This is a genomic window from Ectobacillus funiculus, assembly GCF_004138295.1.
In the GTDB taxonomy this organism is placed as follows: domain Bacteria; phylum Bacillota; class Bacilli; order Bacillales; family Bacillaceae_G; genus Ectobacillus; species Ectobacillus funiculus.
On record NZ_SCFM01000079.1, the window covers coordinates 1 to 16,418 of the forward strand.

Here is a 16,418-nt window from a genome sequence, read left to right on the forward strand (position 1 = left end):
TATACCATTAATATTAACAACTTCTTGTCCCTTTCTATAAGAAAAGCAGTACTTTTTACCTATACCATTTTGATGCTAGGACTTCTTTCTTCTCCTTCTTACAAGGATGAGAAATATCACAAACAACACATTTATGCCAACCAGCACAGAGATAAACGGAATATTCAGTCCTGTTTTCTCCGCAAGCGCATACACATTTGCCGTTTCGCGATCCAATACAAGATAGTAGCCATCCTTCGCCGGGCGAATGATATCTTCCTCCATTAATCCATGCAGTTCCTTATTCGTATCTAGCTGTTCTCGTGTAAGGTGGACCTTTTGCGTCTTTTTCGTATTATTCAAAGCAATGATGGTCGTTTCCTCTTGATACGTTCGCTTGAATACACTCATGCCACCCTTGTCATACACCATTTCAAATGTACCGCGACGCAGCGACGGGAGCTGCTTACGCAATTCACCTAATTTACTAATATATTTTAAAAAATCAGCATCAGTTTTAAAATCCATCAAACGGCGATTATCAGGAGGATCCCCGCCATCTAGTGCAATTTCTGTTCCATAGTACATAATAGGAATGCCTGGTGATGTAAACAGATAAGCCAACGCTAAACGCAGACGTGTTGGCGGATATTGCTTTTCTTCCAAAGCCACACGCGTAAACCGTTTTGTATTTTGATTATCAAGGAAATTTCCAAGTAGGTATGGGTTTGGATATACCACTTGGCCACTCTTCCAATCTTTGTATAATTCATTCGGAGATTGGCCCGTTTGACTGAACACCTTCGTCATGTGCTTATAGGATGAAATGTTCAAAAAGCTATCTATCCCCATGTTCTGATATTCCGCTACGCTGCTTGTATCCACAGCAGATACATCGCCAATAAAGAAAAAGTCTTGCTTTACTGCTTTTACTCCGCGAACGAACTCACCCCAAAAGTCCTTCGGGACAGATTGCATATCTTCCAAACGAAAACCGTCGATATCTGTTTGCTGAACCCACCATTTCGCATTATTAATGAGAAACTTTCGCACCTCTTCATTTTCGAAATTCAAATGTGGCAGTCCAGCTAGTGGATTTTCTTCTATTATTTGTATTTGCTCATTCTCCCTCTGCTCTTGCTGATACCACCCTTGTTTTTGCTTATCAAGGAGCCAAGGATTCTTGCTTCCAGTATAACCGGCAACAAAATCAAGAATTACCTTCATATCACGCTTATGGGCTTCTTTGACAAGTTCCTTCATATCCGCCATGGAGCCAAAATGCTCTTCTACCTTGTAAAAATCCTTTGTCCAATAGCCGTGATATCCATCTTCCTCATTATCAACAACAGGAGTAAGCAAAATGGCAGTAAAGCCCATATCTTGGATATAATCAAGCCGCTTGGTAATCCCCTTTAAGTCCCCTCCATTGTAAGCTTGTAAATCTGTTGTGTTTACATCCTTATCATTTTTTGAATCCCCATTGTTGAATCTGTCAACCATCATAAAATAAATCGCTTCATCTTGCCAGCTTCTCTCTTCTTTTTCACCAGCTGCTTGCACACAAGAAAAAAACAGCCCATAAAAAAGAAGAAACGGGATTAGCACTAGTGTTGCGATCACCTGTTTGCTCATCTCCGCCCCCTCCCCCTCACTACTCTTATTCTTCAGCCGTTAGACCGAGAATGGAATATTTTACAATGATAAGAATAGTATACCAATTACAGACATAATCCGCACAAAATTCTCTGCGTACTTTGTCAATCTCTTATTCGCCTACCTTACAATATCCCGTTGCATCATCCTTCGATATTCCTGAGGGCTAATTCCTTCTTGTTTACGAAACAATCTGGAAAAGTACATCTCATCTTGAATGCCTACTTGCTGGGAAATTGTTTTGATCTTTTCCGTTGTTGCTGCCAGAAGCTGCTTTGTTTTTTGCATACAGTGTGTTAAATAATCTGCGTGATAATGCAGCTCTTGCACAATATCGGTCATCTTAAGCTGCCGATTATAATAGCGCTGGATATATGCTACCGCTTGCTCGCAAACTTTTTCTGCTGCACCCGGTATTGCAAACGCCTCCTTTTGAAGAAAAATAAGTACCTGATAAAAATGAAGCGGCTGCTTGAGCTTCTCTTCAATAGAAATAGCATCCTTCATTTCCTGCCTTAATGAAAACAGGAAATGGAGGAATCTGAAATGTTATCCTATTCATCACATCATCCAATAAGCTTTTCTCAATGTATACTCTCTATTATAAATCTCCTTTGGCACACTTAATATCGTTCACATGTTATTTTTACAGCTAATCAATCAAACAAATACAGACCCTTATCGTCATACGCTCCATAATGAAACCGCTAACATGTTAGATTTTATTACAACAAAATATGAAAGCTTACATAAACCTCAAAATTGTTTGAATTTTTTATTAGATTTCCTCTTGCCATTTCCCGAAAAATTGAATATAGTATAAAACATAACATACATTGTAATAAAAACTGACATTAGGGATTGTTCCTCTACAGTCAGAAACTTTATCGTTACAAATTCATGAAATGGGGGAATTACAGATGGAAGGAATCAACATGGGGGATACAGTATTTCTGTTTCTAGCCACAGTAATGGTCATGCTAATGACACCAGCACTTGCGCTGTTTTATGGAGGAATGGTACGAAGCAAGAACGTGCTTAGCACAACAATGCATAGCTACTCAGCGATGGCAATTGTATCTGTTCAATGGATTTTAATCGGTTATTCACTAGCTTTCGGCCCAAGTTGGCATGGATTAATCGGCAGTCTGGATTGGGTTGGTCTAAAAGGCGTTACCTTTAAACCAAACGCTGACTACAGCGCAACAGTTCCTCACAACTTATTTATGATGTTCCAAATGATGTTCGCAATCCTTACACCAGCATTAATTTCCGGAGCATTCGCGGAGCGTATGAGATTTTCTGCATTCATTGTTTTCATGCTTGTTTGGACGACTTTCGTGTATGATCCGGTTGCTCACTGGGTATGGGGTGTAGGCGGATGGTTAAGAGAGCTTGGCGCACTTGATTTCGCAGGAGGAAACGTTGTTCACATTACATCCGGTGTATCTGGTCTTGTTCTTGCTATTGTTCTTGGAAAAAGAAAAGATGCGGCTTCAGTGGCTCCTCACCATTTACCATTCACAGTGTTAGGAGCAGGATTATTATGGTTCGGCTGGTTCGGCTTTAACGTCGGCAGTGCTTTAACTCTAAATGATGTTGCATTAACAGCATTTATTAACACAAATACCGCAACGGCAATGGCTGCTATCGGTTGGGTTGTATGCGAATGGATCATTAGTAAGAAGCCAACTGTCCTTGGCGCGGTAAGCGGTGCTGTCTCTGGTCTTGTTGCTATTACACCAGCTTGTGGATTTGTAACTCCTCTAGCTTCTCTTGTAATTGGATTACTTGGTGGAGCAATTTGCTACTTTGCAGTATTCTTCCTAAAGCGCAAGCTTGGCTATGACGATGCGCTTGATGCATTCGGCTGCCACGGTATCGGCGGAACATGGGGCGGAATTGCTACTGGATTATTTGCAACAACATCTGTAAATGAAGCTGGCGCAAACGGATTATTCTACGGTGGGGCTGCTTTATTAGGGAAACAGCTTATCGCAATTTGTGCAACTTATGCCTTTGCTGCAATTGCTACCTTCTTAATCGTGAAAGTAATCGGACTGTTTATGAAAGTACGTGCTAATGACGAAGAAGAGTCACTTGGTCTTGACATTACGATGCACGGTGAAAAAGCTTATCACGAGAGTTTATAAGGGGAGAATGCGCATATGAGCCAAAAATTAACGAAAATCGAGATTATTACACGCCCGGAGAAGTTCGATGAATTAAAAGACCAATTATCTAAAATTGGAGTAAGTGGTCTAACCGTTAGTAACGTATTAGGATGCGGTCTGCAAAAAGGATTTACAGAAGTATATCGAGGCGTAAGACGCACATTTAATATGCATGAGCGCATTAAAATTGAAATTGTAGTCGCAAAAGTGCCCGTTCAGGATGTAATTGATACAGCACAGCGTGTGCTAAGAACTGGGAAAGCTGGCGATGGTAAAATTTTCGTATATGAGCTATCCAATGCGATTAAAATTCGTACAGGTGAAGAAGGCTATGATGCATTGCAAAATGAGAAATAAGTTAAGAGAAGCTGCGGGATCCGCAGCTTCTTTTATTTCGCTTTTAAAAAAGTATAAATTTCTAGCTGGAAGACAATTCGACGTAGTTAGAAATTTTAGGAATACAATATAAGTAGGGCTACGCCAGTCAGCGAGTTTTCTTTACAAGATAAGAAAATATAGCTCCTATCCTGACCTTTCATTAGGATTCAAATCGTTTGCTTTAATGCCAGCACCGGCAACTGTATTAAACCGACCGTACTCGCTACACGATAGCTAGTAATGTAACAATTCCTCACATGTTTCATATTTTGCTTGCACCGTATCCATCCACATTATTTCAATTATTCCCCAAAACGGTGTTGTAACGAAAAAGACAGCGGATCACGCTGTCTTAGTCTTTAATATTAATATTATAATGCTCAAACCAAACATGAATTTGTGCAAGATGCGCCAATAGCTGCGGTCCTGTCATGAGCTGGCCAAACCATGGCGTAGTAAATGCCTTTCCTTCTGTTGCAATGAGCTCATCAAGCTGGTCGCGATTAAAAAATTCATGCAACATCGACCCTTTATCCTGTAAAATACTAGACAGCCATGTTGTTACAGCCTTTGTATAATACGGATTATGCGTTTTTGGGTATGGACTTTTTTTACGATACAGGACGTCCTCTGGAAGCACTCCTTCCAGTGCCTTTCGGAGCAATCCTTTTTCACGGTTATCATGCATTTTCATTTCCCACGGAATGTTCCAAACGTACTCCACAAGACGGTGATCGGCAAATGGCACGCGCACCTCTAAGCTCGCCCCCATGCTCATCCGATCCTTCCGATCCAGCAGCGTTGTCATAAACCAAATCATATTTAAGTAAAATAACTGTCTGCGCTGCGCCTCTAGCTCACTCTCTCCATGAAGCTCTGGCGTCTCTCGTACTGTTTCATCGTAACGCTGCTGTACATATTCCCTCAAACGGAGCTTCTCGCGCCACGACTGCTTTAGCAGCTGCTCCCGCAGTTCTGTTGAACGCATCCATGGGAAGTTGCTGGATTGTAAGTCATCAGTTCGATAAAACCATGGATAACCGCCAAAAATTTCGTCAGCACATTCCCCAGACAAGCTCACAACAAAGTTTTGTTTAATTTCGCGACAAAACCATAATAAGGAGGAATCGACATCAGCCATACCCGGTAGATCTCTTACAATAACAGCTTCTGTTAAATGCTCAGCCAGCTTTTCGTTTGAAATAACACAGCGGTGATGCGTTGTGCTGAAGGTTTCAGACATTAAACGGATCCAATGCTCATCGGAATTCGGCTGAAAAGCATTTGCCTGAAAATATTTATCATTATCTTCATAATCAATGGAATAGGTATGCAAGTTTCCCTTCCCTTCACGATCATACGCCATTGCCGCAAAAGCTGTAATGGCACTCGAATCCACACCGCCTGATAAAAATGTACATAGCGGCACATCAGATACAAGCTGACGCGTAATCGCATCCTCAAGCAGAAAGCGCACTTTTCCTACCGTTTCATCAAAGTTATCAGTATGCTCTGCACTCTTGACATTCCAATAACGCCAAATTTTCAAACCATTTTTTGTAAATGTCAAAGCATGCGCCGGACGCAATTCATTCACACCCGCAAATACACCATGACCTGGGGAACGTGATGGACCGAGCCCGAATACCTCAGCCAAGCCCTCATGCGTTATTTCCACCTTCACCTCAGGATGAGCCAGAATTGCTTTTAGCTCAGATCCAAACAATAGGCGAGCGCTATCCTGTTTATAAAATAATGGCTTAACACCTAAACGGTCACGGGCAATGAATAGCTTTTCTTCTACCGCATCCCATACGGCAAATGCAAAAATTCCATTTAAGTACTCCACGCATTTCTCTTTCCATTCGATATAGCATGTTAACAGCACTTCTGTATCAGAATGCCCTTCGAATGTATATCCCTTTTGCAGCAGCTCCTTACGCAAATCCTCTGTATTATACAGCTCACCGTTATAACAAATCGTATATAGATTTTCTCCCTTTACTCTTGTCATTGGCTGCTTGCCGCCCTCTGGGTCTACAACTACAAGACGCTTATGTCCAAAGGCTGTATGCGTCGCCGTCCATACATTCGTATCATCAGGTCCGCGCTTTGAGAGTGTTTCCGCCATTTTCCCAACCGTTTCCCTTTCCGTAAGAAGAGAACGAGAAAAATCAGTCCATCCCGTAATTCCACACATTGCGCTCATCCTTTCCTTCTGAGAATTCAACAGCAATTTGGTTCATTGTATGCCTATTTTGACAGTTAGGTGCATCGCCTTGTTATAAATGACGCAGGAACTGTCTATAACAATGACAGACACTCAACAAGGAGGATTTTCATGAAACACCGCTATCACATTATGCGAAACCAACCGCGCTCCTATACGGTTGGAAATATTGAATGTATTAATGAAGAGTGGATATTTTTTGATGAAGAAAGCGACGAAGCTTCTCTTTTATGGGAAATTGTAGAAGATGATTTTGAAATACTATACAACAATCATTGGCTTCCAGCGCGATTTTATGAAAATGATACACTTAAAATTGAAAACGAACCGCATCCACTCGAAAGTGGAGAAACGGTCCGTATTCGCAAAAAACTGCAAACAGGCTATGAGGAGTGGCTAAAAGAGCTGTCAGACTCCTCTTTCTCCACTCTCACAAAAGCGTTAGGGCGATTTGATTATTCCCTGTATGACTGTATTTACTGTCATAATATTTTATTCTTTCAACCAGCCTCAGCACCAAGGCAAGGTGTGAACTTTATTGTATACGATAATGGAGACTACGTTTGTTCGCTGCATCATCGCTACATTCGCGACGGAGAGATGAGCAAGGATATATTTGAATTCACAAGGGCAGATGGACAAATGTATAAAGCGGATTGTTGATAAATAAGAAAAGCGGACAAGGCCCGCCTTTTATGGCAGCGTAGGGGTGGGCCGGAGTAAAAGGCGTTTTTTTCCTTTTGCGGAGGTTCAGCCCAGAGTCTACCATTTTGGGCCTTGGGAGCTAGACATCACTCTGAAAAGTTATACTTTCTTATAAAAAAGAAGAGGATGCCTGCATCCTCTTCTTTTTTATTATGCGAATGGGTGAAAACCAAACGGCAATCGTAACCCTAAATATAAAACAACTAAAAAGGCGATTACAAACTGAATCCAGCCAGCATTCGTGCTTTTTCCTTTGTTTGTACGAACCAATATCATTTCCATCGCAACGATAACCCAAATACCCGCCAACATTTTAATGCCATACTGCATATGCGGAGTTGTCGGTGACGACATAATTCCTTGATACAACAAGAATCCGGTAATCACAATGACGATATACAAAAGCCGAACAATCATATGTATCATTTTTGCCTTTGAGTTACGGTTGCGGTACATCGCAGAGGCAACAAAGAACAAAATAATACCAAGCACCCATGCTGTAATGTGAAGATCTGTAGTATGATCTGTCATCATAGCAAAAAATCTCTCCTTTTTTCCTCAATTTTTCCTATCTTCTATCATATCATGTTTTAACAGGATTAGAGAAATAATTCGGTTTTCGCCAATGAATGTTATAATATGTAAATCATTCTGAATTTTCGCCTAAGGCAAAATGGGGGGAACGGAGTATGAGAGAAACAGAAAAGTTAATTAAGTTAACAGAAACATACGGAGCACATAACTATCACCCGCTGCCAATTGTTATTTCAAAGGCAGAAGGCGTATGGGTAGAGGATCCTGAAGGAAATCGTTATCTGGATATGCTAAGCGCCTACTCTGCTGTTAATCAAGGTCATCGCCATCCGCGTATTATTGAAGCGCTCATCCATCAAGCGAGCCGTGTTACGCTCACTTCGCGTGCCTTTCATAACGACCAGCTTGGAGCATGGTATGAAAGGGTCGCGAAGATAACAAATAAGGAAATGATATTGCCAATGAACACAGGAGCTGAAGCAGTCGAAACGGCTGTAAAGGCAGCTCGCCGATGGGCGTATGATGTAAAGCAAGTGGAAGCGAACAAAGCAGAAATCATCGTCTGTACGGACAACTTCCATGGTAGAACGATGACAGCCGTATCTATGTCCTCTAACCCTGACTACAAGCAGGGCTTCGGTCCTATGCTGCCGGGCATTATAGTGATTCCATATGGTGATATCGATGCACTAAGGAGAACGATTACCAAAAATACAGCTGCTCTTATTCTTGAACCGATTCAAGGCGAAGCGGGTATTGTCATTCCACCGGATGGTTTTCTGAAACAAGCATTTGCTATTTGTCAGAAGCAAAATGTGTTATTTATCGCAGACGAAATTCAAACAGGACTCGGGCGCACCGGAAAAATGTTTGCATGTGATTGGGAAAATGTAGTCCCACATATGTATATCCTTGGAAAAGCATTAGGCGGTGGCGTATTCCCTATATCATGCGTAGCAGCAAACCGTGACATCCTCAGCGTATTCAATCCTGGATCGCACGGTTCAACATTTGGCGGAAATCCTCTTGCCTGCGCTGTATCTATTGCAGCGCTTGACGTGATTATTCAAGAAAAGCTTGCAGAGCGCTCACTGCATCTCGGTGAAAAACTTCTGACCAGATTACAAACCATCCAAAATCCGATAATAAAAGAGGTTCGCGGCAAAGGCTTATTTATCGGCATTGAGCTTCATGAATCAGCACGTCCGTATTGTGAGCATTTAAAGAAGGAAGGCATACTTTGCAAGGAAACACATGAAAACGTAATTCGCATTGCCCCGCCGCTTATTATTTCAGAGGAAGAATTGGATTGGGCCTTTACAAGAATACAAGCGGTTCTGTCTTAAAATCAAAGACATATCAGAATTTATCTTGCATAAACAGTAGGTGTTAAGAATTGCTCTTAACACCTACACATATCTGCGTTTTTAGCTGTTAAAATCACGTTCAAAGGTATCTGGGTCGGGACCTACACGCTCATCCTTGTTTAATCCATCGATTTCTTCCATATCTTCTGCAGATAATTCAAAATCAAAAATGTTTGCATTTTCAATAATTCGTTGCTCTTTAATGGATTTAGGAATCGTAACAACTTTATTTTGCAAATCCCAGCGCAGGATAATCTGCGCAGATGATTTTCCATATTTTTCTGCTAATTTATTAATAATTGGGTCACTTAATAATTGACCTTGTTTTAATGGTGACCATGCTTCTAGTTGAATGCCCTCCCTTTGACAAAAGGCAAGAAGTTCCTTTTGTGTTAAGTGAGGATGGTATTCTACCTGATTGACCATCGGCTTTATTTCTGCACTGCTCATTAAGTCTTCTAAGTGATGAATCTTGAAGTTGCTTACGCCTATTGCACGCACTCGTCCATCTTTGTATAGTTTTTCAAGCGCCTTCCAAGTCTCTTTATATTTGTCTTTCCCTGGCCAGTGGATTAAATATAAATCCAAATAATCAAGACCGAGTTTATTTATGCTTGTTTCAAATGCTTGAAGCGTAGAATCATATCCTTGGTCTGAGTTCCATACTTTCGTAGTAATAAATAACTCTTGTCGTGGAACACCTGACTCCTTAATAGCTTGTCCTACACCCTCTTCATTCCCATACAAAGCGGCTGTATCAATGCTTCGATATCCATTTTGAATCGCTGTCTTGACGGCTTCGATGACTTCTGATCCATCTTCTACTTTAAAGACTCCTAATCCAAACCATGGCATTGCTACACCATTATGCAGTGTTGTTGCATCCTGTAAAGTTTTCAGCATCCCTCTTCCTCCTAGCTTGAATAGAACACTCTTTGAAAGACATAACCTTATAACCTAGATTGAATCTGCTTTACAATATTCTCTACTGTAAATCCATATTCCTTTGCAATACGATCTCCCGGAGCTGATGCCCCGAACGTAGAAATGCCGATAATCAATCCTTCTCGTCCCACAAAATGTGCCCATCCTTGAGGCGAACCTAATTCTATAGCTACATTCAGCTTAATATCTGGCTGAAGAATAGACTGTTGATAAGAAACCGATTGTTGCTCAAACAATTCCCATGATGGCATACTTACAACGCGAGCCCTAATCCCCTCTTTTGCCAATGCATCCTTCACACCTATTGCCAGCGCTACTTCAGAACCAGTTGCAATTAACTGCACCTGAGGAAGATCCTGTTCAGCTCCCGCAACTACATATGCTCCCTTTTCAACATTTGCGCATGCTTTTTCATTTTCAATCACAACAGGTATATTTTGACGGCTTAATACTAGGACAACCGGTCCTTCTTGATTCTTCACAGCATACTTCCATGCAGCAGCTGTTTCATTTGCATCAGCTGGGCGCAGGACTTTCACATTTGGTATAACCCGTAATGCCGCTAGCTGCTCAATTGGCTCATGGGTTGGGCCATCTTCCCCTACATAAATACTGTCATGTGTAAACACATATGTTACCGGTAAATTCATGAGTGCTGCTAGTCGAATTGCTGGACGAAGATAATCAGAGAAAACAAAGAATGTAGAACCAAATGGCTTAATAGCACCATGTAAGGACATACCATTTACGATAGCTCCCATCGCAAATTCTCGGACTCCGAAGTACACATTTCGCTCTCCATACTGACCAGGAGCAAATCTTCCTTCTCCATGTAAGTGAGTCATTGTAGAAGACTCTAAATCTGCAGACCCTCCTACTATGCTTGGCACTTGCTTCGCCAATGCATTTAATACTTGTCCAGAAGCAACACGTGTGGAAATTGCTGTTCCCAGCTCATAACTCGGCACATTCTCTTCCCATGCGGAAGGTAATTCCCCTTGTATATCCTGCTCTAAACGGGCTGCAAGCTCTGGATATTCTTGCTTGTACTGCTCCAATAGCTGTTCCCATTGCTGGTTGGATTGGATCCCCTTTTCTTTTACTTCTTGATAGTACGCTTTTACTTCCTCTGGAATATAAAAGTCTTCTTGCGGCCATTGATAAAATTCTTTGGTCAGTTTCACTTCTTCTGCACCAAGAGGAGAACCATGCGTACCTTGATGTCCGCCCTTGCCGCCTTTGTTCGGACTTCCATATCCTAAGGTTGTTTTCACTTCAATTAAGGTTGGCTTTGTTAGCTCATTCTTTGCTTCGACCAATGCACGCTCAATTGCATGTAAGTCATTTTGACTATTTACTTGAAGCACCTGCCATCCGTACGCCTCAAACCGCTTCCCTACATCTTCTGAGAATGATAGGTGGGCTTCACCATCAAGTGTAATATTATTTGAATCGTACATCATAATCAGCTTGCCTAATTGTAAGTGTCCCGCAAGAGATGCAGCCTCTGCGGACACGCCTTCCATTAAATCCCCATCTCCACAAATCACATATGTATAGTGATCGACAATCGGGAAGTTTTCTTGATTGTATACAGCTGCGAGATGTGCTTCTGCCATAGCCATTCCTACTCCCATGGCTACCCCTTGTCCAAGAGGACCTGTCGTTGCATCAACACCAGGAGTATGTCCGTATTCAGGATGTCCCGGCGTTTTGCTTCCCCATTGTCTAAACTGTTTCAAGTCTTCTAGAGACACATCATATCCACCTAAATGCAATAAGCTGTATAGCAGCATGGAACCGTGACCCGCAGATAATACGAAACGATCTCGATTAAACCAAGATGGATTGGCCGGATTGTGATTCATAACTTTTGACCATAACACATGCCCCATTGGCGCTGTTCCCATCGGCATACCTGGATGGCCAGATTTTGCTTTTTCTACCGCATCGATAGATAAAGTACGTATTGTATTTATAGCTAGTGTTTCTACTGCTTCAAGATTCGCTACATTACTCACTATAATTCTCCCTTCAGACACTATATGTTTGTATTCAATTTCCGCTATCTATAAATCTCTGTATTTTATAATCCATAAGTTAGCAGGGCAATTGAACCCTGCTCTTTTGTAAATAACCTTACTAATTAAATCAACTTAAAAGCATATTTTGTCTTAGTTGAATAAACCTCATTTGCCTCAAGTACTGCAGAAGGAAAATTTGGATTATTTATCATATTAGGCGGCAGCTGCGTTTCCAGACATAAACCTAAATGCTTCTCGGATGGTACTCCTCCTATTGTAAAACCCTCTTCTAAGGAGTTTCCTGTATAAAGAACAACACACGGTTCATCTGTCTCAATTTCAAGCTTCCTGCCGCTTTCATAGTCAACCAATGTGATCTCCTGCTCATGATTTGCATTTAATAAAAAGGGATGGTCATATCCCCCGCCAACAAGTTTTATTTGCGGATGTTCAGAATTGACTCCTTGCACAATCTGCAGACCCTTTCTAAAATCAAATACTGTATCCTCCACAGATAAGACTTTACCCGTTGGTATAAAAGAAGGATCAAGCTCTAAAAAACCATCGCTTTTTAGCGTCAGCTCATGCGCTAAAATGGTCCGCTTCAAATTACCGCTTAGGTTGAAGTAAGAGTGATTTGTCAGATTCACAATTGTTTTCTGATCAGAAATACCCTGATAAGAAATGACGATTTCATTTTCATTATTTAAGGAATAGGTTACCTGAAGCTTAAGATTCCCTGGAAATCCCTCTTCTCCGTCAGGACTTGTATAGGAAAATACGATATTTGCCTCATCCGCTTTTGTTTCTACGGATGAGCTCCAAATGACATTGTGGAAGCCGTTGTCTCCCCCATGGAGATGGTTTTCATTTTCATTTTTTGCTAATGTAAAAGTCTCATCATCCAAGGTAAACGTTGCGTTTTTGATCCTTCCGCTGATCCGGCCAATGATACAACCAAAATACGGGGAATAATTGAGATACTCTTCCAATGTATCGTAGCCTAGCACTACATTTTCCTTTACTCCGTTTTTATCAGGTACCATAATCCTTGTAATGGTGCAGCCGTAATCAATACAAGTAAATTCCATCCCGCTATCGTTTCGGAGCGTATACGATGTAATCGCTTGCCCATTTAATTCTCCAAAGACATCTTTTAGGACTTCCACTGTATCCCTCCTGACTTTTAATATGGCCCTCTAATGGCACCCTTGACCTTCTCTTCATAAAACTGAACAATTCTTTGTAGCTCTTCTGGTGAAAAGGATTTTTCTTCAATAGCTCTCAGGTTTTCTGTTATTTGGCGTTCATTTTTAAATCCTGGAATCACACACGAAATTTCGTCTTGATCCAATATCCACCTTAAAGCCGCTGTTGTCATCGAATGCCTTCCTTCTGCAATCCATGCAAGCTGCTCTGATAATTCAACACCTTTAGCAAAGCCAAGGCCTGCAAACGTTTCACCAACATTAAAAGCTGCCCCGTTTTCATTAAAATTACGATGATCCTCTGCCTCAAAGATATGTCCCTTTGTAAATTTCCCTGTCAATAATCCGCTTGCAAGCGGCAGGCGGACAAGAATGCCAACGCCATTTTTCTTTGCCTCTGGAAATAGCTTTTCAATCGGTTTTTGACGGAACATATTAAAAATTACTTGTAGAGCTTTAACATTAGGGTTTTGTAAGCATAGAAGCCCTTCCTCTACCGTTTCCACACTCACACCGTAATGCCGAATTTTCCCTTCCTGCTGCAGTTTGTCCAATACCTCAAATACCTGCCCATTCTGTAAAATCTCAATTGGCGGGCAATGGATCTGATATAAATCGATTGTTTCACGGCCGAGTCGCTTTAAGCTTGCTTCACAATAGGAACGGACTGTTTCATATGAGTAGGTTTCTTTTGAATGGATATCTCCTGCCCGGCAAAACTTAGTCGCAATATAGACTTGATCTTCCTTGCCCTTTGTAGCTTTAGCTAATAGCTCTTCACTGTGTCCGTCTCCGTATACATCGGCAGTATCGAAAAAATTCACACCCTGCCCGATTGCATAATCCAGTGCTTTTAAAGATTCTTGATCATTTGTTCTTCCCCAAGAACCTCCAATTGCCCATGTTCCAAAGCTGACTTCGCTTACTGAAATCCCTGTATTCCCCAACTTCCGATAGTTCATCTGCCATTCCCCTTAATTCAAAGATTATAATGGTTTATTTTCTGAACTCCTGCAGCTGTTCATTAAGAACCTTTGTTTGTTTATAGACCTGTTTATAAATGCCAAACAATTTTTGATACTGTTCTACGTTCTCCTTAACTGGCTGATACGTTTTAACTGGCGCAATGAATTTGTCAGCACATTCCAGTAAGGATGAAAACCAGCCGCATCCAAACGCTGCAAGCATTGCAGCCCCCATTCCTGGTCCCTGCTCACTTGAAAGCTTCACAATATTTGCATTAAAAATATCGGCCTGTATTTGCAGCCAAGCCTCATTTTTTGCTCCTCCGCCAATTGATACAATTGTATCGATGGTTTTGCCATTTTCTCTAAAGATTTCGATTGATTCATTCAGCGAAAACGTAATGCCTTCAAGTACTGCTCGAACAAAATCACGACGTTTATGAGATGCATCCATCCCGATAAAGCTTCCGCGAATAACCGAATCAGCATGCGGTGTCCGTTCACCAACTAAATATGGCGTAAACAGCAGACCGTTCGCGCCAACTGGAACTTGATCTATCCCCTGTAACAGCTGCTCAAACTTTTCTTTCTCTGCAAAGGTATCCTTAAACCAGCTTAAGCTGTAACCGGCAGCCAAGGTTACTCCCATTGTATAAAATGCGTTCTCTTCCCCGTGATTGAAATAGTGGACCTTACCTTGAAAGTCTTGATCATTACGCTCTTCATAGGAAAGAACAACCCCTGAGGTTCCAATGCTGCATAATGTTCTTCCTTCCGATAAGATTCCAGATCCTATCGCTCCGCATGCATTATCTGCACCGCCGGCAAATACCTTAACGGACTCAGAAAGACCTGTCCAATTCGCGAAATCAGACGTAATTGTTCCGACTAATTGATGGGACTCTACGAGCGGCGGGCAAAGTTCAGATTTAATGCCAACAAGCTCACAAATTTCTGTACTCCACGTTTTCTTACTTACATTTAACAGCAGGGTTCCTGCCGCATCAGAATATTCGCTATGAATTTCTCCTGTCATACGATAGCGTAAATAATCCTTCGGCAGCATAAATACATGTGCCTTCTCAAAAACTTCAGGCTCATATTGCTTTACCCATAGTAGCTTTGGCAAAGTGAATCCTTCTAGAGCTGGATTTTTTGTAATTTCAAGTAATCGGTCTGTTCCGACAATTTCATTAATTTGCCGGCATTGCTCTGTTGTTCTCGTATCATTCCAAAGAATTGTATTTCGTAATACTTGATGTTCCTCATCAAGTAACACAAGCCCGTGCATTTGTCCGGAAAAACTGATACCTTCAATATCATCGACATTCCCTTGAAATTTCTGAACGAGTTCTGCAAGGCCTTGTGCAGTTTTTTCTACCCATTCTTCTGGATTTTGTTCACTATACCCTGACTTTTCTTGGATAAGAGGGTAAGATTTAGAAACCTCATGACAAACCTCTCCATTTTGATTAATAAGCAAGATTTTAACTGCACTCGTTCCTAGATCGATCCCAATTACATACTTCATCTATATCACCCTTTTATTTAATGATCATCCTGGATTATAAAAATGTGCTGGAATAACATACTGTTCCAGCGCATTTCTTTTTTCAAAAGATAAAAACGCAGATGCCCAGGTTCAGCGCAGCCCCTTACAGTAAAATAACCTTCACCGCATCGTACGATTTGTATGTGAGATGTTTATCTACCGAAGCTAAACAGAACACTTGCACTTTTCCCACATCGTCTGTTTTTTTATACAGTTACAGTCGATAATGTTTCTAATAAATATTGGTTTACCACTGCTTTTAATCGTTCCTGACGACTGGATTTGTTCTTAATTTCCCCAAGGCTTAATGCATACTGCTCAAGCTTGTGGAAATCCGCTCTGCCTTCTACAATCTCTAAGCCAATGCCTTCTGTGAAGCTGCTGTATCTGTCAGCAATCACATCCTCTAACACCTTGTCCTCAATGAGCTTATTTGCCACTTTCAAGCCGATTGCAAATGCATCCATTCCGGCAATATGAGCATGGAATAAATCTTCTGGTTCGAAGGAGCCGCGTCTTACCTTCGCATCAAAATTGAGTCCGCCTTTGCCAAGACCGCCATTCTTTAAGATTTCATACATTGCCAATGTAGTAGAATACAAGTCTGTCGGGAATTCATCCGTATCCCAGCCGATTAATGTATCTCCTTGGTTTGCATCTACAGATCCAAGCATACCGTTAATGCGGGCAACGCGCAGCTC

General features: G+C 41.4%; 14 protein-coding genes. 4 read left to right on the top strand and 10 right to left on the bottom strand.

Annotation, left to right across the window (positions count from 1 at the left end; all coding sequences use genetic code 11):
* Positions 1-75 precede the first annotated feature (75 nt).
* Complete coding sequence (locus EP737_RS23765) at positions 76-1,614, bottom strand: alpha-amylase family glycosyl hydrolase (RefSeq protein ID WP_129731678.1); 1,539 nt, start codon at positions 1,612-1,614, stop codon at positions 76-78.
* 141 nt (positions 1,615-1,755) lie between these two features.
* A complete protein-coding gene (locus EP737_RS23770; RefSeq protein ID WP_129731680.1) occupies positions 1,756-2,142 on the bottom strand; it encodes a helix-turn-helix domain-containing protein in 387 nt (128 codons plus the stop codon).
* A 422-nt stretch (positions 2,143-2,564) separates the two neighbouring features.
* Here EP737_RS23770 and EP737_RS23775 point away from each other — a divergent pair, with 422 nt between their 5' ends.
* Positions 2,565-3,788: an ammonium transporter gene (locus EP737_RS23775; RefSeq protein WP_129731698.1), complete on the top strand. Its 1,224-nt coding sequence runs from the start codon at positions 2,565-2,567 to the stop codon at positions 3,786-3,788.
* Positions 3,789-3,803: 15 nt separating this feature from the next.
* The gene (locus EP737_RS23780; protein ID WP_129731682.1) at positions 3,804-4,166 is read left to right on the top strand and encodes a P-II family nitrogen regulator; all 363 of its coding nucleotides are present in this window, start codon (positions 3,804-3,806) and stop codon (positions 4,164-4,166) included.
* A gap of 373 nt (positions 4,167-4,539) precedes the next feature.
* Here EP737_RS23780 and asnB read toward each other — a convergent pair whose 3' ends face one another.
* Positions 4,540-6,387 (bottom strand): asparagine synthase (glutamine-hydrolyzing), encoded by a 1,848-nt coding sequence (gene asnB, locus EP737_RS23785; protein WP_129731700.1) that lies wholly within the window; start codon positions 6,385-6,387, stop codon positions 4,540-4,542.
* Between the two features lie 141 nt (positions 6,388-6,528).
* On the opposite strand from asnB, the gene EP737_RS23790 reads away from it, so the two are divergent.
* The gene (locus EP737_RS23790; protein WP_129731684.1) at positions 6,529-7,080 is read left to right on the top strand and encodes a DUF2777 family protein; all 552 of its coding nucleotides are present in this window, start codon (positions 6,529-6,531) and stop codon (positions 7,078-7,080) included.
* A 192-nt stretch (positions 7,081-7,272) separates the two neighbouring features.
* Here the strand turns inward: EP737_RS23790 and EP737_RS23795 are convergent, their stop codons facing one another.
* Entirely contained in the window at positions 7,273-7,653 is a 381-nt protein-coding gene (locus EP737_RS23795) for a YisL family protein (RefSeq protein ID WP_129731702.1), read from the bottom strand.
* A 158-nt stretch (positions 7,654-7,811) separates the two neighbouring features.
* On the opposite strand from EP737_RS23795, the gene EP737_RS23800 reads away from it, so the two are divergent.
* On the top strand, positions 7,812-9,002 hold the full coding sequence (locus tag EP737_RS23800) for an ornithine--oxo-acid transaminase (RefSeq protein ID WP_129731686.1): 1,191 nt from the start codon (positions 7,812-7,814) through the stop codon (positions 9,000-9,002).
* An 81-nt stretch (positions 9,003-9,083) separates the two neighbouring features.
* On the opposite strand, the gene EP737_RS23805 is transcribed toward EP737_RS23800, so the two are convergent.
* The 6 genes from EP737_RS23805 to EP737_RS23830 all read right to left on the bottom strand — a co-directional run.
* Positions 9,084-9,926 carry an aldo/keto reductase gene (locus tag EP737_RS23805; RefSeq protein WP_129731688.1) on the bottom strand — a complete coding sequence of 281 codons (843 nt, stop codon included), beginning with the start codon at positions 9,924-9,926 and terminating at the stop codon, positions 9,084-9,086.
* A 47-nt stretch (positions 9,927-9,973) separates the two neighbouring features.
* On the bottom strand, positions 9,974-11,989 hold the full coding sequence (gene tkt, locus EP737_RS23810) for a transketolase (protein WP_129731690.1): 2,016 nt from the start codon (positions 11,987-11,989) through the stop codon (positions 9,974-9,976).
* Positions 11,990-12,114: 125 nt separating this feature from the next.
* Positions 12,115-13,161, bottom strand: a complete 1,047-nt coding sequence (locus tag EP737_RS23815) for an aldose epimerase family protein (protein ID WP_129731692.1) — start codon at positions 13,159-13,161, stop codon at positions 12,115-12,117.
* A gap of 17 nt (positions 13,162-13,178) precedes the next feature.
* The gene (locus EP737_RS23820; RefSeq protein WP_129731694.1) at positions 13,179-14,162 is read right to left on the bottom strand and encodes an aldo/keto reductase; all 984 of its coding nucleotides are present in this window, start codon (positions 14,160-14,162) and stop codon (positions 13,179-13,181) included.
* A gap of 34 nt (positions 14,163-14,196) precedes the next feature.
* Positions 14,197-15,696: a xylulokinase gene (gene xylB, locus EP737_RS23825; RefSeq protein ID WP_129731696.1), complete on the bottom strand. Its 1,500-nt coding sequence runs from the start codon at positions 15,694-15,696 to the stop codon at positions 14,197-14,199.
* A gap of 227 nt (positions 15,697-15,923) precedes the next feature.
* On the bottom strand, positions 15,924-16,418 hold a 495-nt coding region (locus EP737_RS23830; RefSeq protein ID WP_484068192.1), incomplete at its 5' end, for an apurinic/apyrimidinic endonuclease family protein.

Bases quoted from the DNA above. Each gene is read 5' to 3' on its own strand.
- EP737_RS23795 (WP_129731702.1), bottom strand. From the start codon at position 7,653: ATGACAGATCATACTACAGATCTTCACATTACAGCATGGGTGCTTGGT.
- asnB (WP_129731700.1), bottom strand. From the start codon at position 6,387: ATGTGTGGAATTACGGGATGGACTGATTTTTCTCGTTCTCTTCTTACG.
- EP737_RS23770 (WP_129731680.1), bottom strand. From the start codon at position 2,142: ATGAAGGATGCTATTTCTATTGAAGAGAAGCTCAAGCAGCCGCTTCAT.
- EP737_RS23780 (WP_129731682.1), top strand. From the start codon at position 3,804: ATGAGCCAAAAATTAACGAAAATCGAGATTATTACACGCCCGGAGAAG.
- EP737_RS23765 (WP_129731678.1), bottom strand. From the start codon at position 1,614: ATGAGCAAACAGGTGATCGCAACACTAGTGCTAATCCCGTTTCTTCTT.
- xylB (WP_129731696.1), bottom strand. From the start codon at position 15,696: ATGAAGTATGTAATTGGGATCGATCTAGGAACGAGTGCAGTTAAAATC.
- EP737_RS23805 (WP_129731688.1), bottom strand. From the start codon at position 9,926: ATGCTGAAAACTTTACAGGATGCAACAACACTGCATAATGGTGTAGCA.
- EP737_RS23800 (WP_129731686.1), top strand. From the start codon at position 7,812: ATGAGAGAAACAGAAAAGTTAATTAAGTTAACAGAAACATACGGAGCA.
- EP737_RS23790 (WP_129731684.1), top strand. From the start codon at position 6,529: ATGAAACACCGCTATCACATTATGCGAAACCAACCGCGCTCCTATACG.
- EP737_RS23820 (WP_129731694.1), bottom strand. From the start codon at position 14,162: ATGAACTATCGGAAGTTGGGGAATACAGGGATTTCAGTAAGCGAAGTC.